Origin of the sequence: Sphingomonas sp. Root720, from assembly GCF_001428605.1 — a bacterium.
Lineage (GTDB): Bacteria > Pseudomonadota > Alphaproteobacteria > Sphingomonadales > Sphingomonadaceae > Rhizorhabdus.
Window position 1 is genome coordinate 1,138,899 of sequence record NZ_LMID01000001.1, and the last position, 22,030, is coordinate 1,160,928.

23 protein-coding genes are annotated in these 22,030 nt (G+C 64.0%); 6 read left to right on the plus strand and 17 right to left on the minus strand.

Annotation, left to right across the window (positions count from 1 at the left end; translation table 11 throughout):
* Position 1: 1 nt before the first annotated feature.
* Positions 2-1,543 (minus strand): ATP-binding protein, encoded by a 1,542-nt coding sequence (locus ASE22_RS05240; protein ID WP_235538116.1) that lies wholly within the window; start codon positions 1,541-1,543, stop codon positions 2-4.
* A 177-nt stretch (positions 1,544-1,720) separates the two neighbouring features.
* Between ASE22_RS05240 and ASE22_RS26675 the strand changes: the two genes are divergently transcribed.
* From ASE22_RS26675 to ASE22_RS05260, 5 genes are read left to right on the plus strand one after another with little or no spacing between them, the layout of a single operon-like run.
* Positions 1,721-1,903, plus strand: coding sequence for a ribbon-helix-helix protein, CopG family (locus tag ASE22_RS26675; protein ID WP_200956568.1), 183 nt, complete (start codon positions 1,721-1,723; stop codon positions 1,901-1,903).
* On the plus strand, positions 1,900-3,414 hold the full coding sequence (locus ASE22_RS05245) for a DNA cytosine methyltransferase (protein ID WP_056355828.1): 1,515 nt from the start codon (positions 1,900-1,902) through the stop codon (positions 3,412-3,414). Before ASE22_RS26675 ends, ASE22_RS05245 begins: the two co-directional genes overlap by 4 nt.
* Positions 3,414-3,995 carry a hypothetical protein gene (locus ASE22_RS05250; RefSeq protein WP_056355831.1) on the plus strand — a complete coding sequence of 194 codons (582 nt, stop codon included), beginning with the start codon at positions 3,414-3,416 and terminating at the stop codon, positions 3,993-3,995. Before ASE22_RS05245 ends, ASE22_RS05250 begins: the two co-directional genes overlap by 1 nt.
* 28 nt (positions 3,996-4,023) lie before the next feature.
* Entirely contained in the window at positions 4,024-4,452 is a 429-nt protein-coding gene (locus ASE22_RS05255; RefSeq protein ID WP_235538120.1) for a very short patch repair endonuclease, read from the plus strand.
* Positions 4,449-5,036, plus strand: coding sequence for a hypothetical protein (locus ASE22_RS05260; protein WP_200933227.1), 588 nt, complete (start codon positions 4,449-4,451; stop codon positions 5,034-5,036). The genes ASE22_RS05255 and ASE22_RS05260 overlap by 4 nt, the downstream gene beginning before the upstream one ends.
* 80 nt (positions 5,037-5,116) lie before the next feature.
* Here the strand turns inward: ASE22_RS05260 and ASE22_RS05265 are convergent, their stop codons facing one another.
* The 12 genes from ASE22_RS05265 to ASE22_RS05320 all read right to left on the minus strand — a co-directional run bounded on the left by ASE22_RS05265 (position 5,117) and on the right by ASE22_RS05320 (position 16,786).
* Complete coding sequence (locus tag ASE22_RS05265) at positions 5,117-5,338, minus strand: DUF2274 domain-containing protein (RefSeq protein ID WP_056355833.1); 222 nt, start codon at positions 5,336-5,338, stop codon at positions 5,117-5,119.
* Positions 5,331-6,440 carry a TrbI/VirB10 family protein gene (locus ASE22_RS05270; RefSeq protein ID WP_321163659.1) on the minus strand — a complete coding sequence of 370 codons (1,110 nt, stop codon included), beginning with the start codon at positions 6,438-6,440 and terminating at the stop codon, positions 5,331-5,333. Before ASE22_RS05270 ends, ASE22_RS05265 begins: the two co-directional genes overlap by 8 nt.
* A gap of 98 nt (positions 6,441-6,538) precedes the next feature.
* The gene (trbG, locus tag ASE22_RS05275) at positions 6,539-7,369 is read right to left on the minus strand and encodes a P-type conjugative transfer protein TrbG (protein WP_056355837.1); all 831 of its coding nucleotides are present in this window, start codon (positions 7,367-7,369) and stop codon (positions 6,539-6,541) included.
* The gene (trbF, locus tag ASE22_RS05280; protein WP_056355840.1) at positions 7,366-8,163 is read right to left on the minus strand and encodes a conjugal transfer protein TrbF; all 798 of its coding nucleotides are present in this window, start codon (positions 8,161-8,163) and stop codon (positions 7,366-7,368) included. The genes trbG and trbF overlap by 4 nt, the downstream gene beginning before the upstream one ends.
* The gene (trbL, locus tag ASE22_RS05285; RefSeq protein ID WP_056355842.1) at positions 8,163-9,455 is read right to left on the minus strand and encodes a P-type conjugative transfer protein TrbL; all 1,293 of its coding nucleotides are present in this window, start codon (positions 9,453-9,455) and stop codon (positions 8,163-8,165) included. The genes trbF and trbL overlap by 1 nt, the downstream gene beginning before the upstream one ends.
* Before the next feature lie 119 nt (positions 9,456-9,574).
* On the minus strand, positions 9,575-10,303 hold the full coding sequence (trbJ, locus tag ASE22_RS05290; protein ID WP_056356355.1) for a P-type conjugative transfer protein TrbJ: 729 nt from the start codon (positions 10,301-10,303) through the stop codon (positions 9,575-9,577).
* 11 nt (positions 10,304-10,314) lie between these two features.
* Positions 10,315-12,747, minus strand: coding sequence for a conjugal transfer protein TrbE (gene trbE, locus ASE22_RS05295; RefSeq protein WP_056355843.1), 2,433 nt, complete (start codon positions 12,745-12,747; stop codon positions 10,315-10,317).
* Entirely contained in the window at positions 12,741-13,013 is a 273-nt protein-coding gene (locus ASE22_RS05300; protein WP_056355845.1) for a VirB3 family type IV secretion system protein, read from the minus strand. The genes trbE and ASE22_RS05300 overlap by 7 nt, the downstream gene beginning before the upstream one ends.
* Positions 13,010-13,345: a TrbC/VirB2 family protein gene (locus ASE22_RS05305; RefSeq protein ID WP_056356357.1), complete on the minus strand. Its 336-nt coding sequence runs from the start codon at positions 13,343-13,345 to the stop codon at positions 13,010-13,012. Before ASE22_RS05305 ends, ASE22_RS05300 begins: the two co-directional genes overlap by 4 nt.
* A 2-nt stretch (positions 13,346-13,347) precedes the next feature.
* Positions 13,348-14,349, minus strand: a complete 1,002-nt coding sequence (gene trbB / locus ASE22_RS05310; protein WP_200933226.1) for a P-type conjugative transfer ATPase TrbB — start codon at positions 14,347-14,349, stop codon at positions 13,348-13,350.
* Positions 14,346-14,753 carry a hypothetical protein gene (locus tag ASE22_RS05315; RefSeq protein ID WP_056355849.1) on the minus strand — a complete coding sequence of 136 codons (408 nt, stop codon included), beginning with the start codon at positions 14,751-14,753 and terminating at the stop codon, positions 14,346-14,348. The genes trbB and ASE22_RS05315 overlap by 4 nt, the downstream gene beginning before the upstream one ends.
* Positions 14,754-14,755: 2 nt before the next feature.
* The gene (locus ASE22_RS05320) at positions 14,756-16,786 is read right to left on the minus strand and encodes a conjugal transfer protein TraG (protein ID WP_056355851.1); all 2,031 of its coding nucleotides are present in this window, start codon (positions 16,784-16,786) and stop codon (positions 14,756-14,758) included.
* 261 nt (positions 16,787-17,047) lie between these two features.
* On the opposite strand from ASE22_RS05320, the gene ASE22_RS05325 reads away from it, so the two are divergent.
* Positions 17,048-17,710, plus strand: coding sequence for a restriction endonuclease (locus ASE22_RS05325; RefSeq protein ID WP_056355853.1), 663 nt, complete (start codon positions 17,048-17,050; stop codon positions 17,708-17,710).
* 103 nt (positions 17,711-17,813) lie between these two features.
* Here the strand turns inward: ASE22_RS05325 and ASE22_RS26680 are convergent, their stop codons facing one another.
* From ASE22_RS26680 to ASE22_RS05340, 4 genes are all read right to left on the minus strand, one after another.
* Positions 17,814-18,179, minus strand: coding sequence for a hypothetical protein (locus ASE22_RS26680; RefSeq protein WP_156397323.1), 366 nt, complete (start codon positions 18,177-18,179; stop codon positions 17,814-17,816).
* A gap of 165 nt (positions 18,180-18,344) precedes the next feature.
* Positions 18,345-19,790: an ATP-binding protein gene (locus ASE22_RS05330; protein ID WP_082545663.1), complete on the minus strand. Its 1,446-nt coding sequence runs from the start codon at positions 19,788-19,790 to the stop codon at positions 18,345-18,347.
* Positions 19,787-21,271 carry a DUF6035 family protein gene (locus tag ASE22_RS05335; RefSeq protein WP_056355855.1) on the minus strand — a complete coding sequence of 495 codons (1,485 nt, stop codon included), beginning with the start codon at positions 21,269-21,271 and terminating at the stop codon, positions 19,787-19,789. The genes ASE22_RS05330 and ASE22_RS05335 overlap by 4 nt, the downstream gene beginning before the upstream one ends.
* Entirely contained in the window at positions 21,237-22,007 is a 771-nt protein-coding gene (locus ASE22_RS05340) for a WYL domain-containing protein (RefSeq protein ID WP_056355858.1), read from the minus strand. Before ASE22_RS05340 ends, ASE22_RS05335 begins: the two co-directional genes overlap by 35 nt.
* Positions 22,008-22,030: the final 23 nt, after the last annotated feature.

The following is a 22,030-nucleotide window of genomic DNA, read 5'->3' on the forward strand; positions in this document are numbered from 1 at the left end:
GCTACTTCTCCCCCAATTCCCCGATTACCGCGGCGCGCAGCTTAGGCGAAGTCACGCCGAGCGAACGCAGCACCGAATCGAGGCGGTCTCCGGCATCGTCCGTGTTGTCCATCTGACGCGCGAGCGAGGCAAGCGGCGCGGCCAGTTCGGCGATTTCCGCCGCAGACGGCTCTGCCGGACTGCTCCCGCCCTGTTCGGCGACATCAAGCCAGATGCGTTCGACGGGAACGGTAAGCTCAAGAGCCGAGAGCAGTCCTTCGAGCACGGCTGCGTCATCGCCCAGCAATGCGGCGACGGTAGCGACTGCCGGATGATCGCGCCGCACGCGGTAGCGGGGAGCAGTTTTCCCGCTACGCGCTTCCCAGGGCCAGACTTCGCCGTCGTCCTTATTGCGCCTGCGCGTGACGGACGGCCCGGTGCCACGCCAGGCGAACACCTCGCGGGCGCGGCGGCGGCTGTCCGCACCGATCCCGGCCAGCCGCGCGCGGGCCCAGGCGGGCGGCCTCGCTAACGACTTGCGGATGTCGATGCGCCATGCCTCGTCCATCGTTACGGGGAGGTCGAGCGCGACGCGGGCAAGGCGACTCGATTCCTCGCGCGTCCAGGCGCGTGCGCCGCCCAGCCCGAGCCAGCCGCCGGGCGAGACCAGCCGGTCACCACGATAGACGTAGAAGCCTTGACGCTCGACCCATCCGCCAGGGCCGCCGGCTTCCTCCCATTCCCGTTCGCTTGCGAAGCGGTCGCGGTGCGGCAGAATATAGGGTCTCGCGGAGATCGATCCCTCGCTGCCGCGGATGACATCGCGGGGAAGCGACATCGTCGCGTCGTGCCTGCGGCAGAACGGATCCCAGGCGGTCAGCGGGAGCCCGTTGAGGCTGATCGCGAGCCGTCGCGCTTCGCCGCTTAGAAAGCGGTGAAAGGTCATTGCGAGATGCGCCCGTATCGCGGCGAGCCGGTCGTTGAACCCGTCGCGATCAAGACCCCAGAGCCCGCCCAGCCGATCCATGCGGTTCCAGCTGATCAGCGTTCCGACACCTGCCTGCGCGAACTTCGTGGCGAGCGGTCCGTCAGGTGACATCTCCGGTACATCAGCGGTCCAGCCGTCTCCCACACGATCGACATCCCAGGCTAGCCGCGCGATAGCATTATCCCGTCGGGAAGCGACGGTGAGCTCGCGACACTGCGAGAGCGACGCGGTCTTCAGCCCGAGACCGAAGCGGCCCAGGTCGGTTCCGTCGCGCTCGGCATCCGGACCGTCGCCGCCGAACCGCATAGCTTCGATCAGGCGCTCCATACCCATGCCGGCACCGTCGTCGAGGACTTCGACGAGCGGGTCACCGTCCCGCCACTCGAAGCGAATGTCGATCTGCCGGGCGCCGGCCGCGAGCGAGTTGTCGATAAGATCGGCGAGCGCTGTTTCAGGCGAATAGCCCAGACCTCGTAGCGATCGGAGCAGTGCACGCGGGGATGGTGGGATTTCGATGGGACGCAAAAAACAGTCTCCGGTGTCTGGCAGTTGGAACGCATCGCTGTCGGCACACATCGGAGTCGGACCGCAGCAGGAATAAACCCGCCTGTACCGAAACAGCAACTGCATCAATTCTCTGGGAAGTTCCCCCCTTTTCAGCCGATCTGGTGGAATCAGATCGGGCGTAAGGTGATGTAAAGTGGTGCATCCTGGTGCGGACTGGTGTAAGAGCAGCGGAAGGAGACTCCGACTTTGGCTGCCAGCAAGACCGTTCGAAGCACCGTATTGCTGCCCGAGCCCGTCCACCGTCAGGTGCAGGCGGTCGCCGCTGCTCATGATGTATCGTCGGCCTGGGTCATCCGCCAAGCCGTTCTGCAGTATCTCTCGACACGTGCCGGCCAGTCCGAACTGCCGCTCGGGACCGGTCGGTCGTGAGCGTCGATGCGAAGCTGATCCGACAGAAAATTCAGCGGCTGCGCGCCGGTGCAAAACCGCGTGTACTCGACCTGTTCTCCGGCTGCGGCGGCATCTCGCTCGGCTTTCAGGCGGCCGGCTATGAAATTGTGGCAGCTGTTGAGAACGACGCTGACGCGGCCCGCTCACACGGCCTCAACTTCCACCATGGCGAAGACCGCCACAGCATTGCGCGCGATATCACCGCAACCTCGCCCGACGATCTGGCCAAGGACCTCGGTCTCGGACCCGCGTCGGCCGCATTTGATGTCATCGTCGGCGGTCCGCCCTGTCAGGCGTTTGCGCGTGTCGGCCGTTCAAAACTGCGCGAGATCGCCGAACATCCCGAGGCGTTCCGCCACGATCCGCGTGCCCGCCTCTACATTGAATATCTCAATTATGTTGAGGCCTGCGCACCGCTCGCCGTCGTAATCGAGAATGTCCCCGACATGCTCAATCATGGTGGACATAACTTGGCGGCCGAGATCGGCGAAATCCTCGCCGGCAAGGGTTATGTAGTGCGTTATACGCTGCTGAACGCTGCCTTTTACGGCGTGCCACAGATGCGCGAGCGGATGATCCTCATCGCGATCCGCAAAGAGCTCGCCGACGATGTCGAGTTCCCGGCTCCTACGCACTGGATCGACCTGCCGTCTGGCTATCAGGGATCCCGCGCGGTCGCGCTCAAGCTAGCCACGGGCGGCGATCTTCTGTCCGGTGTCACTGGCCTCAGCACCTACAAGGCGGCGCCGGAAGCCGATGACGGTCTTCCCGCCGCGATCACGACCGAACAGGCGATCAGCGATCTCCCGGAGATCCTCGCACGCGAACTCCTCGCAGACGGGCAGCTCCGCCGTGGTACGCGCCGACTTGACGTAATGCTGCCGTACGGCGGTCACAACCGCCAGCACGACTATGTGAAAGCGATGCGCAGTTGGTCCGGCTTCGAAGGCGTCGCGCACGTGCGCGATCATGTGATCCGCTATCTTCCGCGTGATTATCGGATCTTCGCCGGACTTCAGCCCGGCGACCAGTATCCGGAGGCGCACCGTCACGCGCTCAGCCTGTTCGAGGCGGAGCTTGAGCGCCTGGACGCCGAAGGTCTGCGGCCGGCCGACAGCAGTGCGGAATGGGACGCGCTCAAAGCTGCATTTGTCCCGCCATATGACGCGGGCAAATTCCCGAACAAATGGCGCAAGATGGAGGCTGGCGCGCCGGCGCGGACGCTTCTCGCCCATCTCGGCAAGGACGGATACAGTCATATCCATTATGACAGCCGGCAGGCGCGCCCGATTTCGGTCCGCGAAGCGGCCCGCCTGCAGTCTTTCCCGGACGGCTTCCGTTTCGCCGGCACGATGAACCCGGCGTTCCGGCAGATCGGCAATGCAGTGCCACCGCTGCTTGCCCGCGCGGTCGCGCAGACGCTGCGCAGTCAGCTGCTTGGCGACATTGCGAGCGAAACGCCGGCCCTAGCCGTGGGAACCGGACGCTGATGAGCCGACGCGACGAGATCATCGTCGTCCGCTCGCTCGCCGAATCCGACCTCGGCATCTTCTCGATGCACCGGCTGAGCGCGACGAGCAAACAGCGGGCGATTGCGCTGACGACACCGGTTGCGCGGCGGCTGCTGAGCGAGCGTCTGTTCGCCGCCGGTGGTGACGATCTCGACCTTATCTGCGTCTATGGCGGTTACGGAAACCGCGAGCTGCGCAACATCGGGAAAGTCGGCAAGAACTGGCGGCTGGGCGGGCGCAAGATCACCGCCAACGCCTGCGCTTTTCTCGATAGCAAGGATTTCGTGCTACTGCGTTCGGTCGCCGGGAACGACGGCAACCACCCCATTCTGATGACCTTTATCGGCCGGCAGCGCGAGCGGCTGCTTCACGCCGGCATCGTTGCGAGCCTGGCCGAGGACTTCCGCGACAGTGTCGCTATGGTGGCGTCCGGATCGGACGCATTCGCCGCCCTATCCGCTGCATTCCCCCCGGTCCCCTCCGATCTCGCGGTCGGATCACCGCTTCCGGACGTTGGGGGCGCCGTTCCGGAGCATGCGGCCGGGAGCGATGGTAGATAGGCTGACGCCGGACCAGCGCCGGCTCAACATGAGCCGCGTCCGTGCCAAGGACACCCGCCCGGAGATGACCGTCCGCGGCCTGCTGCATCACGCGGGTTTTCGCTATCGGCTGCACCGTCGCGACCTTCCCGGTCGGCCCGACATTGTCCTGCCGCGCTATCGGGCTGCGATCTTCGTTCACGGATGCTTCTGGCACGGGCATGACTGTTCGCTGTTCCGGATGCCGGCGACGCGGCCGGAATTCTGGGCTGCGAAAATCGCAGCGAACCGTCGCCGCGACTGGGACGCTGTGTCAGGGCTGCGCGATGCCCATTGGCGCAGCCTGCTGATCTGGGAATGTGCCCTGCGCGGGCGCGGCCGGTTGCCAGCCGAGACACTGACCGACAGGATCACCGCGTTCATCGCCAGCGACGTAGCGTTCGCGGCGATCAGAGAAATGGGGGCGGAAGAAACATGAAGGGCATCGTTTCGATAACGGGAGCAGATCCGGACAACGCGCTTGAGGCGCTTGCTGATCTGGAGTTGCTGCGGCTGCGCGCGCGCGTGGCAGCCGAGCTCAAGCGCCGCGGCCTGGCATCCAATGTTGGTCAGGTCGCGGAGAGTCTTGCTCTGTCGTTCTTCAACGGAACTCCCGGACGCCCGAACCTTCAGCCCGCGCCTACGGGAACGCAAAATGTCGATGCGCTCTCGCGTCGCGGCGATCGCTATTCGATCAAGGGCGTGCTTGATGGCCGCAAGACAGGAACCGTTTATCCCGATCGCGACGACCGTGATAAACAGCTGTTCGAATTTCTCCTGATCGTGCGGATCAATCCTGAGTGGCAGCTCATCTGCATCCATGAGTTCGACTGGAAGACATTCTGTGAGGTGCGCAGCTGGGACAGTCGCATGAACGCATGGTATGTCGGGCTCGCCACAAAGACACTGGCGCGCGCGACCACGTTTGTCCCACCAACGCGAGCGGACGCGATCGAAAGATCGAATGGACCGGATCAACCGCTGCCAGCCGCCCCGTCGCCGGAACATAGTCGAAGTCCCTGAGAGATGCGCCATTGGCAAATTCGTCAGCCTTGACGAGGTCCGAAACGCAATCGATGTCCCGATTGCTGCCGCTGTTTGGTTCATTCCGTCGCATCTCGACGCCGGCGCGCAAAGGCTCTGTCGCTCTCCAAGAAGCTTACAAGCATGACTGGAATAAGGTCAGACACCGCCTCTTCCTGGCCGTAGGCCTCCCGATAAGCCTCGCTATATGCCTTCAAAGTGGCTGCAAGGTTGGGCGAGACAGAGATCGTGATCTTGACGGGCGTTCGGTCTGGCAATCTCGCTAATTTCAAATCAGGCATTGGGACCTCCCGCCTTCCAAGGCGACAAGATAAGATCCTTGTGGACCAGCAGCCGCACGGGCCCCCCGGGGCGGATCGTGATCGTCGGCTGCACGCCCAGATTGCGCTGGGTGATTTGATCACCGGCGCGCGCGACATTGTCCTGCGTCGACTCCCGGATCGCCTGAACCAGATCGCTCTGACCCGAAAGCGCCAGCTGCGAACTGACCCCGAGCAGCGTCGATAGCACGACCCCCTTCAGCAGCATCCATGTATGAAAATCGACCTTATCGACAAGCCCTGCATAGCCCGACGGATCAGTCGCTGGCGCATTGTCGATCTGCATCGACGACCCATCGGGCCAGATGATCCGCTGCCAGACGACAAGCGCGCGCTTCTGCCCGAAGGCGACGACGCTGTCGTAGCTGCCGACCAGCCTCGCGCCTTGCGGGATGAGCAGGATCGAACCCGTCGGGCTGTCATAGACATTCTGCGATATTTGCGCGGTCACGAGTCCCGGCAGGTCAGAATTGAGTCCGGTGATGAGGCTGGCTGCGATCACACTCCCTGCCGAGACGAGATAGGGTGAAGCCGCCGGCATCAGCGCATGCGGATTGATATCCCCACCGCGATCGACCCGCCGCTGGAAGTCTGCCTTGGTTTGTTGTCCATTTGGATCCTTCGTCGGATCGATCGCCAGTTGGGCGGCCTCACTCGCCGCAGGCGCCGCGCCACTCCCCGGCGCGGCCGGGATTTCCGCCGAATGCGATCCTGACTGAACGAGGATGGGCGACTGCCGCGCTGCCCTGATGTCGGCAAGCCGACGTTGCCACTCCTCAGCCGCCGCGCTCTGGCTTGGCGTCGGTCCCGTCACGCCCGGAGCCTCGAGTTCGCGCTGGCGATTGAGGATCGGCCGGCCGAGATCGCCCGGCAGCGGCGGCCCCAGCTTTGGCGTGTCGCCATAGGTCGACGGCAGTCCGTTGAGCGCATCGCTTGCTTGGCGCGTGTCGGGCTCGGACAGCTCGGTCTGATCGCTCACCTTGTTGAAGACGGGTGGCTTCAATGCCACCCACGCGATCACCATCAGGCTGGCGGACCCGGCGGCGGCGATGCCGATGATCAACCCGCGCTTGAAACGGATCGCGCGCTGCGGTCGCGACCGGATCGCCAGCGTCTCCGGATCGAGCTTTGTCTGCGGTGCTGCTGCGACGTCACTCTCAGTCATGCCGCGCTCCGAGCGCTGTGCGGATCGCCGATCCGCGAGATGCGAACGATCTGCTGTTTCTTGGTGCCGAGCCGCAGTTCGGCCACATCGAACAGACGATCGACGACATAGAAGCGCCCACGCTGCCGGTAATTTACAAGCTCGGCCTTCTTATCGGCTCCCAGCACGAACAGCGGCGGTGCATCACCGGTACTGAGGCTCGGCGGAAACTCGATGAAGGTCTGCCGGCCGTCATCAAAGGCGCGAAGCGGCCGCCAATCGGCCTTGTCGCCATCGATCCGATAGTTGAAGTGGAGTTGGTCGATGTTGAGGCCCGCTGCGATCGGCGCCGCTTGCTCGGCCGCTACTTTCGCCTTCTGCAGCGCGATCATTACATCCTGCGGATAGATCCACGATAAGGCCATCATCGCCACATGCGATGTGCTGCGCAGCCGCACATGGTAGCTGCGACGGTCGGTCGTGATCACGAGATTGGTCTCGAGGCCGGCCGAGAATGGCTTCACCAGTATGTGGGTGCGCTTGCCCTCCCCACTTCCGCTGGTCGTGTCGCCGATCACCCAGCGGGCGGTGTCACCACTTGCCACGGCAACGAGGCTTTCGCCGGGCTGCAACGATAGGTCGGTGATGACACCTGGCGCGGTATAGGCCTGGAAGATCGCCCCGTCAGCGAACGGATAGATCTGGACGGCGTTGACGAAGCCCTGGCTCGCCGGCTCCTGCGTGGCGCTTCGATTGGCGGCGCTGACTCGCGCCAGGGGCGGCGGTACGGCGGCGAAAGCGGTAGCGGCGGCGAGCGATGCGAGTCCTACGCCCAACATGATCTTCATGACGCGTTCTCCTGTGTTTTGGGGATGACGGTGGCGAGATTGGGATCGAGCGGGCTGCCCGCGGGGACATTGACCGGAGGGATCGCCGACGACGGGCGCACCGCCGCCGACGTCTCGAGCTCCCGGCTCCAGTCGATCGCATCGACGTAGAGACCGAGCGGATTGCGCCGGAGCACCTCGGCATTGGCCGGCCGCTTCAGCAGGACGGTGACGATCGCGGTCCAGCGCGACGTACCGGCGATCGCGCCGCGCTCGAAGGCAGTCTCGGTCCATTTAACCTGGAAGGAACGGTCCGAGGCTCGGACGACGCTCGTCACCTGAACCGAGACGGTACGTTCGCCGATATGCGCGAAGGAATCCGCAACGCGTGCATAGTCGTCGAGAAACTGGCTCCCTCGTTTCGTCGTGAAATCGTAGGCCTCGAGCCAGGACCGACGCATCAGCACCGGGTCGAGCGACACTGTCCGGATGTCACCGACGAAGTGCGACAGGGCCCAGGCGATCTGGGGATCGGTCGGCGTGTAACCGGCTTCCGCTTCGCTTACCGCGCGCGGTTGGCCGAGATGATCGACCTCAATGACGTAGGGCACGACACGGCTTTGCAGCGACTGCCAGACCAGTGTGCCGGAGAGCCCACCGGCCAGTGACAGGCAGCCGAAGGCCATCAGCCGCCAGTTGCGCGCCTGAACGCGGGCGGATCCGATCCGCTCGTCCCAGACCTGACCGGCGCGTTGATAGGGTGTGTCGGGTTCGGGGGTCCGGCCGTAGCGCTGGACGCTTCGTTTGAAGAGCATCAGTCGTCCTTCTCTTTGATATCAGGGGTGGCGGACGCGCCGCCGCGGTCGCCTTCTCGCAGCGCCTGGAGGGTGGCGTGGCGACGGGTGCGGGCGGCCTGTTCGGCGCGAAGAGCTTGAGCCCATGCCGGCGCGTTGCCGGCGCTGCCGCCTTGATCCGCGGCCGTGCCGCCATGGGCCGACCAAGCGGCCTGGCGGCCGGACTCAGCGGCTTCGCCGAGACCGAACGCTGATGCGACACGCGCTTTCGCGGCATTGCCCGCAGCGCGTGCGACGCCGCCGAGACCTGCGCCTACCGATGACGAGCCGGACGTTTCCTGTCCGAGCTGATAGGCGGCGGATGCAGCCGATCCCATCTCGGTACCGGCGCGCATCGCCCCGAGCCCCCCGCCAATGACGCCACGCGCTGCACCAGCGGCGGCGGCACCGCCAAGCATGGCGAAACCTGCGGCGCCTACGGTCGTGCCGAGCGCGGCTCCCGCCCCGAGCTGCGGTGCGCCGGATACCAATCCCGCTGCGATGCCGGGCCCGAAAATGCCGAGACCGAACAGCGCGAGGCTTGCGAGGACGAGGCTCATCGCCTGGCCGATGTCGGGCTCATGGCCCTGAAGCGCAGTCGTGAATTGGCTGAAATAGTTGGAGCCGATGCCCACGATGACAGCGAGCACCATCACCTTGATACCTGACGACACGACATTGCCGAGGACGCGCTCGGCGAGGAAGCTTGTGCGGTTCCAGAGCGCGAAGGGAACGAGGATGAAGCCCGCCAGGCTGGTGAGCTTGAACTCGATGATCGTGACGAACATCTGCACCGCGAGGATGAAGAAGGCAATGATAACGAGCACCCAGGCGAACAACAGCACCGCAATCGTCATGAAATTATCGAAGAAGCTGGTGAACCCCATCAGATTCGAGGCCTGCTGCAACAAAGGCCACGCAGCCTGATAGCCCGTGCCTGCAAGCCGACCGGGACGGAGCAGATCGGCAGCGCTCAACGTCCCGCCGCCCGCCGTCAGCCCCGCCTGTGCGAAGGAGCGGAAGATGATGTCGGCGAGCGTCGAGAAATTGTTCAGGATGAACGCGAAGGTGCCGATGTAGAGGATCTTGCGCAGAAAGCGGCCGATGACATTGTCCTCGCCGCCTAGCGCCCAGAAGAGTCCGGCAAGCGTGATATCGAGCGCGATTAGCGTCGCTGTCAGGAAGCGCACATCACCGCCGAGCAGGCCGAACCCACTGTCGATATAAGTGGTGAAGGCGGTCATGAACTGATCGATGACGTTCAAGTCATTCATGGCGGATCCTGCGATTTAAGAAGGTGCCGCGGGGCGGACCGGGGGAGCTGGGGAGCCCGCCCCGCGGCGACGGCGACAAGGGAGGCGAAACCTCGCCGCCGCCAAATCCGGCTCAAGCCCTATTGAGGGGTGTAGGCTGAGCCGGAACCGAGAAACTTGGTGGCCGCCGCACGCGCGTCCGACTGGGACTGGACGCGATTGGCCTCCGCGATCGCCTGCGCGCGCGCCTGCCCGGCCATCAGTGTCTGGATCTGAAATTGTTGCTTGGCGGTGAGCGCGAGCAGCTGGTTGGTCGCCTGTGTCGCCTGCAATGCGCCGACCGCGCCCTGGCTGCGGCTGACGATCTCGCTCAAGGTCGTCGCATCAGCCTGGACGTTTTGGACGACCTGTGATTGCAAAGTCATCGTCTGGCTAAAGGACTGCATCGCGGTGGTGAGCCGGGTCTGCGCATCGGCCATATGCTGGTTGTTGGTGAGCGCCGAATTGAAGCTCTGAGGATAAAGCGACTGGAACTGCTGGGTGGTGTTGGTGGCGTTGAACTGGATGCCCTGGGCTTTCCCCATAAGCACGTCGATCTGCTGGAGCGTCTGGGTCAGCGTGTTCAGCTCGGGAAAGCCGATCGTGCTCAGATTCTTCGCCTGATTGGAAAGGCTCGTTGCCTGGTTCTGGAGTGACGTGATCTGGTTGGTGATCTGCTGCAGCTCACGCGCGGCGGTCAGAATATTCTGCGCATAGTTGAGCGCATCGAACACCGGGATGGCTTGTGCCGGCGTTGCGGGCAGCGTGACGGCGCTGATCGTCGCCATCGTGCAGATGGCGCTGATACCGGCAATGGCGAGTTTCTTCATGGGGGTCTCCATCAGGCTTGAGGGGTCGGGAATTCGGGGAGGAGCTCGGCGGCCCAATCGAGGCCGGCATCGCGCAGGAACCGGTCGGCAAACTCGGCCGCGCCATGGTCGCTGAGCAGCGTGTCGATGCGGGCCTGGGTGGCAGCGTCGGACGATCCTGCGAACGCAAGCGCGATCGGTCCAAGGTCGAGCTCGAACAGCCGGTTGCCGCGCATCGACTGGAGGTAATAGTGACGCTTGGGCGTCGCCCGGCTGATCAGCTCGATCTGGGCATAGTTGAGCCCGAACCGCGCATAGGCTTCGCGACCCTGCGGTTCGACCGCGCGATCATTGGGCAAAAAGATGCGCTGCGGGCAGCTCTCGATGATGGCGGGGGCGATGCTGCTCGCGGCGATGTCGGCAAGGCTCTGGGTCGCGAAGACGACCGCGACATTCTTCTTGCGGAGCACCTTCAGCCATTCGCGGATGCGCGCGGCGAAGAGTGGATGGTCGAGGAAGATCCAGGCCTCGTCGAGGATCAGCAGCGTCGGCCGGCCGGTGAAGCGCTCCTCCAATCGATGGAACAGATAAGTGAGCACCGGGGCGATCACGCCCGCCTGTCCCATCAACGCTTCGGTCTCGAAGCATTGGAGATCGGAGAAGGCAAGTCCCTGTTCGGCCGCGTCCAGAAGCCGGCCGTAGGGACCGTCGAGCGTGTAAGCGCCGAGCGCTGTGCGTAGCGCGTTCGATTGGAGCAGCAACGTCAGCCCGGTCAGCGTGCGCTCTTCAACCGGCGCCGACGCAAGGCTTGTCAGGGCGGACCAGACCGCATCCTTGACGTCGGGGGTAACCATGACCTTTTCGTGGGCGAGCAGTGCCGCGATCCATTCGGCAGCCCAGCTTCGCTCGGTCGCATCGTCGATGCGGCGCAAGGGCTGGAAGGCGAGCGTCTCGCCGGCATCGGCGCCGAGCCCGAGCGCATGATGTGCGCCGCCCATTGCCAGCACTGCGGCACGCGCGGAGAAGCCCTTGTCGAAGATGTAGAGCTGCGATTGCGGATAGCGGCGGAATTGCAGCGCGATCAGTGCCAGCAATACGGATTTGCCAGCACCGGTCGGGCCGACGACGAGCATATGGCCAACGTCGCCGACATGGGTCGACAGCCGGAACGGTGTCGCGCCGGTCGCGCTCGCATAGAGCAGCGGCGGCCCGTCGAGATGGGCGTTGCGAGCCGGCCCCGCCCATACCGACGACAGCGGCATCAGATGGGCGAGGTTGAGCGTGTGGACCAGCGGTTGCCGGACATTGGCGTAGGTTTGCCCCGGCAAGGATGACAGCCACGCCTCGACGGCGTTCACGCCCTCGCGAATGGTGGTGAAGCCGAGCCCGTTGACGATGCGCTCGACCTGCCGGACCTTGTCTTCAACCGCTGCGCGATCGGCATCGCTGACGGTGATTGTCGTGGTCAGGTAGCCGAAGGCGACATGATCCTGGCCAAGCGCCTGAAGCGCGAGATCAGCATCCACGACCTTGTTGTCGGCGTCGCTGTCGAGCAGCTGGGCGGGCTGATTATACATGACCTCGCGCAGCAATGCCGAGATCGACTTGCGCTTGTTGAACCATTGCCGGCGGAGCCTGGTCAGCGCCTTGGCCGCATCGGTCTTGTCGAGCGCGATGAAGCGCGTCGTCCAGCGATAGGCGAAATGCTGGTGGTTGAGCGCGTCGAGGATACCCGGCCGGCTCAAGCTCGGGAAGCCGCGCACGGTGAGGGTGCGGATATGCTGCTCGCCGAGCATCGGCTCGAGGCCGCCGATCAGCGGCGTGTCGGCGAGCAGCGTGTCGAGATAGATCGGGGTCGCCGGCACCGCGATCAGATGGCGGCGCTCCGATATGCAGCCGTGGAGATGTTCGAGGGTCTCGGCATCGTCGAGCGCGCGGATCTCGGGCATGAAGCCCGACAGCAGATCGAGCGCGCGATCGGTTTCGGCGATGAAGCTGGCAAGCGCCGCGCGCCAGTCGCGGCCCTTGTCGGCATCGGGCCGATCGACGAGCGAACGGCCGGCCATGTCGGCGCTGTCCGCCGTCGGCAGCCAAACGAGGGTCAGATGGTAGCGGCTTTCAAAATGCGCGCCCGCATCCATGAAGGTCGCGCGGCGCTCGTGGTCAACAAGCCAGGACGCAGCATTGGGGAAGTCGCTGTCGGGATAGGCTGCCGCCTCGCGGCGCTCGGCCTCGAAGAACAATGCCCAACCTGTGCCGAAGCGCTTGAGCACATTGTTCGCGCGAGCGCAGGCCGACAGCAGCTCGGCTTCGGTGGCGGACTCGAGGTCGGGCCCGCGGAAACGCAAGGTGCGCTGGAAGCTGCCATCCTTATTGAGGATGACGCCTGGCGCGACCAGCGCGGCCCACGGCAAATGATCGGCGAGACGATCGGCGCGATGGCGATATTCAGCGAGGTTCAGCACGCGAAGAAACCCTTTTGGCGGAGGTGACGGAGAAGGACGGGCGCGAAATCCGGATCGCGGCGCGCCGCGAAGACGGCGAGGCTGTGGCCGGCGGCCCAGATCAAAAGACCGGCCAGCCATTGCTGGAGACCGAGGCCGATCGCAGCCGCGATCGTACCGTTGACGATCGCGATGCCGCGCGGCGCGCCGCCGAGGAGGATCGGCGACCCGAGGCTGCCATGGATCGGTGCCTCGAACCCTTCGATATGGCCGCCAGTCTCGATCACGAAATCAGCGCCCCACCGCCGAAGCTGAAGAAGCTCAGGAAGAAGCTCGAGGCCGCGAACGCGATCGAGAGCCCGAAGATGATCTGAATGAGCCGACGGAAGCCGCCCGCGGTCTCGCCGAAGGCCAGCGTCAGGCCTGTGACGATGATGATGATCACCGCCATGATCTTGGCGACAGGCCCCTGGACCGAATCCAGCACCTGTTGCAGGGGCTGCTCCCACGGCATGCCTGTGCCGGCGGCCTGGGCGCGGGCGGCGAACGAGATGATGACGCCAAATGCTGCGAGGATCAGGAATGCGTCATGGCGGTTCGGTGGACGATTAATGGACATGGTCATGCTCCTTGGTTTTCGGGGGCTGGGGTGATGTCGATGAGGCCGTAGCCGCCGTCCGGATCGACACCCGCGACGCGGATGATGCTGTCGACCCGACGGGCGAGGCCGCGACCGGAGATGAAGACGATGATGTCGATCGCGTCGGCGATCAGATGCCGGGGCACAGTGACCACGGCTTCCTGGATCAGTTGCTCGATCCGGTAGAGCGCCGAGACCGCGCTGTTGGCGTGGACCGTGGCGATGCCGCCGGGATGACCGGTATTCCAGGCTTTGAGCATATCGAGCGCTTCGCGTCCGCGGACCTCACCGACGATGATCCGGTCGGGACGCAAGCGCAGAGTCGAGCGGACAAGGTCGGCCATGCTGACAATGCCCGGCCGAGTCCGAAGAGCGACCGTGTCGGGCGCGCGACCTTGAAGCTCGCGCGTGTCCTCGATGAGGATCACGCGCTCATCGAGATGCGCCATCTCGGCCAGTAGCGCGTTTGCGAGCGTCGTCTTGCCCGAGCTCGTCCCGCCGGCGACCATGATATTGCGGCGATCGACCACCGCGAGGCTGAGGAGGCGCGCCGCTTCGGGCGCCATGATGCCGTCGGTCACATAGTCCATCAGCGTGTAAAGCCGCTCGGCGGGCTTGCGGATCGAGAAGCACGGCGCGGTCGCGACCGGCGGCAGCAGGCCTTCGAAGCGCTCCCCGGCGCGGCCCTCGGCATGGGGCGGTAGTTCCGCCGAGACGATTGGGGCGTCGCCATGAACCTCAGCGCGAGCGTGGCTCGCGACCAGGCGGATGATGCGTTCGACCTGCGCGGGCTCCATGCGGACGCCGGTGTCGCTGCGCCCCTGCCCCAATCTATCGAGGCGCAAGGCGCCGTCGGGATTGACCATGATCTCGATGACGAGAGGATCCGCCATGGCTTCGGCGATTGCCGAGCCCATCGCGGTGCGCAGCATCGCGCGGCGCCGCCCCTCAGATCTATTGGCGTCGGAGAGTGTGCCGATCATCGGCCCTGCTCCGGATCGCTGCCGATCGTCCGGCGTCCGGCGCCGATCTGACGACCGACCTGTTCGACAAAAGCTTCGAAGCGCTGCCGCGCTATCGCGCGACCCGCCTGGTCATTCTCAGCAAGCGGCGCGTGGATCGCGAGTTCGTAGCGGACGAACAGCGCGAGGGTTTCGAGCAGGATGTGTCCGTCGCGTTCGATGCGGCCGAGCGCGGTCGTCATCCGGTCGAGGCGCAGGCCGAAGCGCTGGTCAATCTCGTTGGTCGCACGGCGATCGAGCCAGGCTGTGACAGCGTCGGTAAGGATCGCCGACTTGGACGTGCCCGGCTTTGAAGCCAGCGCCTCGAGCCGTTCGCTGACCGGCTTTGTCAGGAAGAGCTGATAGCGGATCTTCTCGATGGCCATGATCAAAATCCCGGCAGCATGTCTTGGGTGGGGCTTTGGCCGGCATCGACGCCGTAGGTGGTCCGAGCGATTGTCAGCGCGCGGGCCTGGTCCATCGCCCGCTTGTCGGTCGCGGGATCGGTATCGTCGTCGCCGAGCCCAAGGGGATCGATGGAGATCGGTTCGGGCGCGATTGGTTGATCGAGCTCGTGCCCAGGATGGCGGTTCTGCTCGAGTCCGCCGCCGGATGTGTCTTCGCTGTTTCCGTCATCGGCGATCGCAAGCCGGGCATCGGCTCCGCGGATGATGCCTGTCCAGTCGTCGGCACGCGGAGTCGGGCGATCGGCGTAATCTGTGTCGGCGAGCACCGGGGGCGACAGCACACGGGTCGTGAAAGTGCGATCCTCGAAATAGCGCAGCTTCTGGGCGCGGATCGGCGGCGTGCCGGCAACGAGGACCAGTTCGTCGGTGGCGGGCAGCTGCATGACTTCGCCAGGCGTCAGCAGCGCGCGGGCGGTCTCCTGCCGGCTGACCATGACATGGGCGAGCCAGGGTGCGAGCCGATGCCCGGCATAGTTGCGCATTGCGCGCTGTTCCGTGGCGGTGCCGAGCGCATCGGAGATCCGCTTCGCGGTGCGCTCATCGTTCGACGCGAAAGCGATCCGGACATGGCAGTTGTCGAGGATCGCGTTGTGCTCGCCATAGGCCTTCTCGATCTGGTTGAGGCTCTGTGCGATCAGGAAAGCGCGCACGCCATAGCCGGCGAGGAAGGCGAGGCTCGTCTCGAAGAAGTCGAGGCGGCCGAGCGCCGGGAACTCGTCGAGCATCAGCAACAGCTTGTGGCGGCTCTGCCCGCTCTCGGCATGGAGATGCTCGGTCAGCCGGCGGCCGATCTGGTTGAGCACGAGCCGGATCAGAGGCTTGGTGCGGCTGATGTCCGACGGCGGCACGACAAGATAGAGCGAAACCGGGGATTTGCCCTCGACGAGATCCGTGATGCGCCAGTCGCACCGCGACGTGACCGCGGCGACGGTCGGGTCGCGATAAAGGCCGAGGAACGACATAGCGGTCGAAAGCACGCCCGAACGCTCATTCTCGGACTTGTTGAGCAGTTCGCGGGCGGCCGAGGCGACCACCGGATGGACGATCGGCGCCTCTTCGGTGCCGAGATGATTGGTCGACATCATTCGCGTGAGCGTCGTGACGAACGGGCGCTGCGGGTCGGAGAGGAAGGTCGCGACACGGGCGAGCGTCTTTTCTTCCTCAGCGTAAAGAACATGGAGGATCGCGCCGACGAGCAGCGAATGGCTCGTCTTCTCCCAGTGATTGCGGCGTTCGAGAGCGCCTTCTGGGTCGACGAGAATATCGGCGATGTTCTGGACATCGCGGACTTCGAAATCGCCGCGGCGGACTTCGAGCAGCGGATTGTAGCGCGCGGAGCGGGCGTCGGTCGGATTGAACAGCAGGCAATGCGAAAAGCGCGCGCGCCAGCCGGCGGTCAGCTGCCAGTTCTCGCCCTTTATATCGTGGACGACGGTCGAGCCGATCCAGCCGAGGAGGGTCGGGACGACGAGGCCAACGCCCTTGCCCGAACGGGTCGGGGCAAAGGCCATGACATGCTCTGGGCCATCATGCCGGAGATAATGATGCTCTTCGCGACCGAGGAAGACACCGGCCTCTCCGAGCAATCCGGCCGCGCGGATGTCGGTGGAATTGGCCCAGCGTGCCGAACCGTAGGTCGTCACGTTCTGCCGTTGGCGGGCACGCCAGAGCGAACCGAATATCGCCGCGCCGCATCCGACGAGGCCGCTCGCCGCCGCGATCGCGCCGGCTTCGTCGAAGACGCGCGGTGCATAGGCTTCGAAGTGAAACCACCAGGCGAACAGTGCCCAGGGACGATAGATCGGTCGCCCGAACATTTCGAACCATGGGCTGCCAAGCTGCGGCTGATATGCGAGCGCGGCCGCGGCCCACTGCGTGGCGATCCAGACACCGGCGATCACGATGGCGAAGACGATCAGGATCTGGCCGATAAGCAGCTTGGTCGGTGTCATCGCGGGCTCCCGCCCGCCAAGAGAATCACGTCTCGCGGGCTCAGCCGCTAATGTTGATGAAGCCGCGCCGCCCGATCAGAGCATGTCTGGTGCCGTCACGTACCGATCGGGTGAATCTGGGATCCGCAACCGCGTCCCGGGCAATTCACCAGGGGATATCATTGCTGGGCAAATCGCCGAACCACCGTCCGACACCAGCCTCGGCCAATCGTTCGGCTTCGGCTATGCTATGCCCGAAGATCCATGCGATGAGCGAACATCATGAAAAGACCCTCGACTCGCAACAAGGGCGACGCGTTCGAACAGCGGGTTGCCGAGATTCTGCTGCGGGAGATCAAGGCCGGCGCGATGGGCCTAATTCCGCCCTCCGCGGAGCTGCGGACCGCGCCCCGCTACCATTCCAACGATCGCGGCGGCCCTATTCAGTTCGACCTTTCGATCGAACTCCGCCTCGATCCAGCCCTCGCCCCTTCGCTCACGATCATCATCGAGTGCAAGGATTATGCGGGCTCGATCGACGTTGGTGAACTGGAGGAGTTCAAGGCCAAGCTGGATCAATGTTTCGGCAAGAACGTGAAGGCGATGTTCGTGACCACCGCAGTCTTGCAGCAGGGCGCGTTAAACTATGCCCGCGCTCAAGGCATCTGCGTGGTACGCATTATCGAAAATGGCGAGATGGAAATCATGATGGCGTGCATGGTCGACGGCAGCAAGGCGGCGTTCCGGGAGGCAGCCGATCAGATGGCCGAAGACAAGGCCTGGGAGGCCCAGGAGGCGCTCCTCGACTATGATTTTCCCGCGCTCGACAGCACTTTTGGCCTGTTCGATACATTCGCCATCGATGGCGAGCATCAGTTCGCCAGGGCCGGCGACCTGTTGTACCACCTTGGCAAACCGGTCGTCGCGCAGCCTCGTCCTACCTGACAGAGTTGAATGACCGGGACTAGCGCGCGAAGCTGCCGGGCCTTGATTGCCTCCAGCCAGCAGGGACCGATCGATCGTTGCCGCACTACCAGCATCGATCAGACTAACCTCCGCCATAGTCTGGAGGGACAATTCCGCCGTCACTGGCGATCGCGTATGACATTCCCGCCATATCGAGCACAGTGAACGCGAACGATGCATTGGTTTTCAGCGCGCGACCGAGACGAAGATGTGCAGATAAACCTATATTTCCAGAAAGTTTCAACAGCACCGGTCGACTTATGGTGCGCACCTCCGTCACACCATTTGTCTCGTAATAAACCGCTTTTGGCCAAGGCGTCAGTCCACCCTCTCGCTCAATTTGGGTCGGCGAGATTACCGTCTCACCACGCTCGACCCAAGCGTGGATGAAAGGCGTCGTCGAGGCATCAGGTTTGGCTGCAAGTTCCTCCTCGGTAGCGCCGGCCAACACTCCGACGCAAAGTTCAGTGCCAGGGACATCGAGCACTAACGCGGCCGAACGGAAGAAGCACATCCCAAGCCCAGTATTGCCAACTAGATTGGCGACGGCGCCATTCAGATGGCGGAGATTTGGGCGATGTAGCCCAATTCTGCCTCCAGCGCGCGTCATTAGTCAGAGACCCAGGAGCCGGCGGAAGCTAAATTTCTGCTCCGGAGAAGCAGTTACCGCAGCGGCTGCAGTTTTGCCGATGATGTCGGTAAGAGCATTTTCGAAACTCCGCGTCACGTCATCATAGCCGGTGCGCGCATGAACGAGCTCGTGCAACAAAGTCCCGGCGAAGCTTGATAGCGATGCGAGCTGATCTCGACGGATAACGATAGAATTGGTCTCGCCATCCCACAGACCAGCGGCATCGCTACCGGTCGCAAAGTCGACGCGCATCGTGTTGCTGACTCGAACCGCCTGTACGCGGCTTGGAAGCCCGCCCACCAGATCGACAATCGCCTTGGCCTGGCCGAACACGGCCCGTTCGCCGGACGCCAACGCGCCCGGCTCGACGAAGTCGAACACGAAGCTGTTATTCCATTCCGACTGATATTGGCCGAGATCGCGGATCGGCGCGCCCGACAGATCGGTCATGCCCGAGACTTCCTGCTGGATCGTATCCGGGATCGTGATGATGCGGATTCCGTCGCCACGGGCATGATCGACCGCTGACGAATTGCTCATCAGCTGGTCTGCGGTCACGAACAAATAGTCGCCGCTGACGCTCAGGATCCGCACCGCATGGATCGCGACCTCCTTCCACCGAACCTCGTCGCTCCCTTCCCCGGATTGCATCGCCTGGAGCTGGCGCGCCAGCTCCTCGGCGACATCGCTCGCGGTGGCGTTGAGCAGCATCTGCTTGACGCGATCGGTATAGGCGGTGCGCCCGACGTTGGTCCGCTCGCGGTTGAGCGCCTTGCGCATCGGCTCGGTGAGCGCGGTGATATTGTAGGAGAAGGCGAAATTCTCCTCCTCGGCGACCAACAGGCCGGCAACATAGATCCGGGCCACCGCGCCCGGCTTGCGGCGCAGGATGTCACCGATCTTGGTGGTCTCGAGAAGATCCTCGTCGGAGAAGCGGAGGAAAAAGCCCTTGGCCTTGTCCATCTGCTCATCGCTCAACCCGCGCAACACGATCATCGTGCCGGTCATCGTCGGATCGGACGCCGGCTGCACCGCCGCGTGTAGGGTGACGACATCGGCGAAATCTCGCTTGGCGACCTGTGCGAGCGTAATCTCACCATGCGCCGAGCGTATCTCGACCTGAACGCCGTTGCGATGAAGTGTCGCCATCGCATCCTTCAGACCGACGCCGAATTTGCCGATCACCTTGCCTGAATTCTGAAGCTTCTCGATATTCTCGTTCTGTGTGAAATGCTCGTAGCGCAGCCCGCGACCGTAATCGCGGATGATCCAGCTGCCATCTTCAGCCTTGAACACCTCGATGTCACTGGTGTCGCTGAGCTGCTGCTCGTCGATCGCGTTGGCAATAAGCTCGCGAACCGCATGGGCGCTCTCCCACGCTTCGAGGATCTTCTCGATGTTGAGATCGAACAGACGTGCTTCCGTCATTTGTCACCCTCCCCCGCCGCCGGTTTCCGGCAAAGATCCTCTGAAAGAAAGTCGAAAAGACGCTGCTCGTCTTCGGCGAGCTGGAAGCGCGGTTCGCGTCGCATCGCCTCACGATGGGCGGCGACCTTGCTCGCCCATTTCCCACTGGCATCCTGCTCGGCGAGAAGATGGTGATGCCCGTAGGCGCGCAGCAGAAAACCGAAGCCCTTGAGGAGTTCCGGGCGCTGATGGAACAGGTGGTGCGCCACCTCTACGAGCGTATCGTATCGGAAACCTACGGGCCTTCCGGTTTTCGCGGTCTCGATCAGCTTCACCATCCGTATGGGCGCGCGCAGATCCGTGGCAGGCCCCAGAAGATCTGCGCAATAAGCGACGAGATCGTAATTCAGCTTGGCCCAGCGACGATGATAGGCGACCGGGTCGACGACATAATCCTCGCCCAATGCCCACTCGAATATTTCGGCCCTTAGCTCGCGCTCGGCCGCTTCGCCTGCCGCGCGCCACCTCGCCTCTCTTGCGGTCTTCTCCTGCTCCCGCAGCCGACCCAGTTCGGAAATGGCCGCGCTCTCGGCCGCGGCAAAATCGAACGCACAGACGGTCTGGCGATCGATATCGATAAGCAGCTCGCTCCACGCGACGAGGCGCTCGACCCAGTCGTCGACGATATGCTCGCCATCGATCCGCGGCTGCCGGTACCACACGCGCACGATCAGCTGGCTCGCCGCGATGGACGCCGCGACCGTCGCTTCGTCGACCACAAGGATGTTCGAATTGTTGCCGAACAGGATGTCGTCGGTCGTCATGCGCCGGTAACTCGGGTCGAAACTCGGCAAAATCCAAACGAGCGCTGTGCCCTCGTCGCGGTAGAAGCGCTTCCGGCCGAGTACGACATCAAGGAAGGTCGTGCTGAGCTGCACCTCGAACGCGGCTCGCAGATCGCCACGCCGGGCCGACACGTCGGGACGCCGCAGTCCAACCAGCCCCTCGCTTGCCCGCCACGTCGCCTCAACGCGCACGTCGGAGAAACTGGCGTCGGCCGCGAGGCTGCGCACCAGCAGTTCCTTTGTGCGCAGATGCGCGTCGCTCTCCTGTGCGCCGCGATATTTCATGGCGCGCATCTCCGCCTCCGTCAGACCGCTATGGGTGACGGCCGGACAGGACCCGTCCTCCGAACGGTGCCGGAGGTAGAAATTCTTGCGCGTGCTGCTCGCCAGGAACAGCGTGACGCCGCACATCGGGCAGACCAGACGCGGCCGCCCACGATTAGCCGCCTCTTTCAGGACGCCCCTCAGGCGGATGGCGGCGGCATAATTGAAAGAACCGATCAGGCGCTTTGCGTCGAGCAAGCGTCCGGTGCGCAGGCTGCGCGCTTCGATGATCGCGGGGTCATCAACCGGGGTAGCCCGCTCGCGGGGATCGATGGTGACATTGCCTCCCATCGCGCGGTCAATACCGCTCGAGCCGGGCGCCGGGGCGATCAAGTCCCCAACGCCGCTCGATGTAGAATTCGAGAGCTCGCCGCGTCTCGAAGCGAATGTCGTCGCCCTCGAAGCCATATTCTAGCCGAACCGCCCGCTTCTGCTCGGCAGTCAGATCCGCTCTCGGCCGCAGGCGGATCTCGACAATCGTCTCCCAGTCGTCGTCCGTCGGCAGCGTGTCCTCGATCGGACGCATCTTGAAACTGCTGCCGTTCGATACCCGCACGGGCAGGAAGTCGCGCCACTCGTTGCGATCTTGGCTCCAGGCCCGGACATGCAATCGCTCGCCGTCGCTCGCGATATGGGCGGGCGCGATCCATTGACGATCGCGGCGACCGGACGACATCGACACATAGTCGATCTCCACGAAACAGCGCCGTTCGATCGCCTGATTGAGTTCGCGCATCACCGGCGCGGGACATTGACGGGTCGGTCCAGGAAGCCGCGAAAAGTCCTGGTGGGCCTGTGCGTATATCGCTTCAAGCGAAGGCGGCTCGGCCGTATCTTCAAGCCCGCGATGCGCCCGGTCGGCGACATACGTCTTGCGAACGGGGTCGTAGGAAGGCGCGGGCGCGCGTACGCGTTCCATGTAGATTCGAAAGTCGACCGCTGCCTGCGCGTTGGAAATACCAAATCTCTCGATGAGGTCGCGCCGGTTCGCCTGCCCCAGCCAAGTCAGGCATTGGTCCAGGTAATGTAGCCTCGCACGCTGCGCGGGTTTGAGCTCGCCGTCGATCATGATCCGACCATAGTTGACTCTTC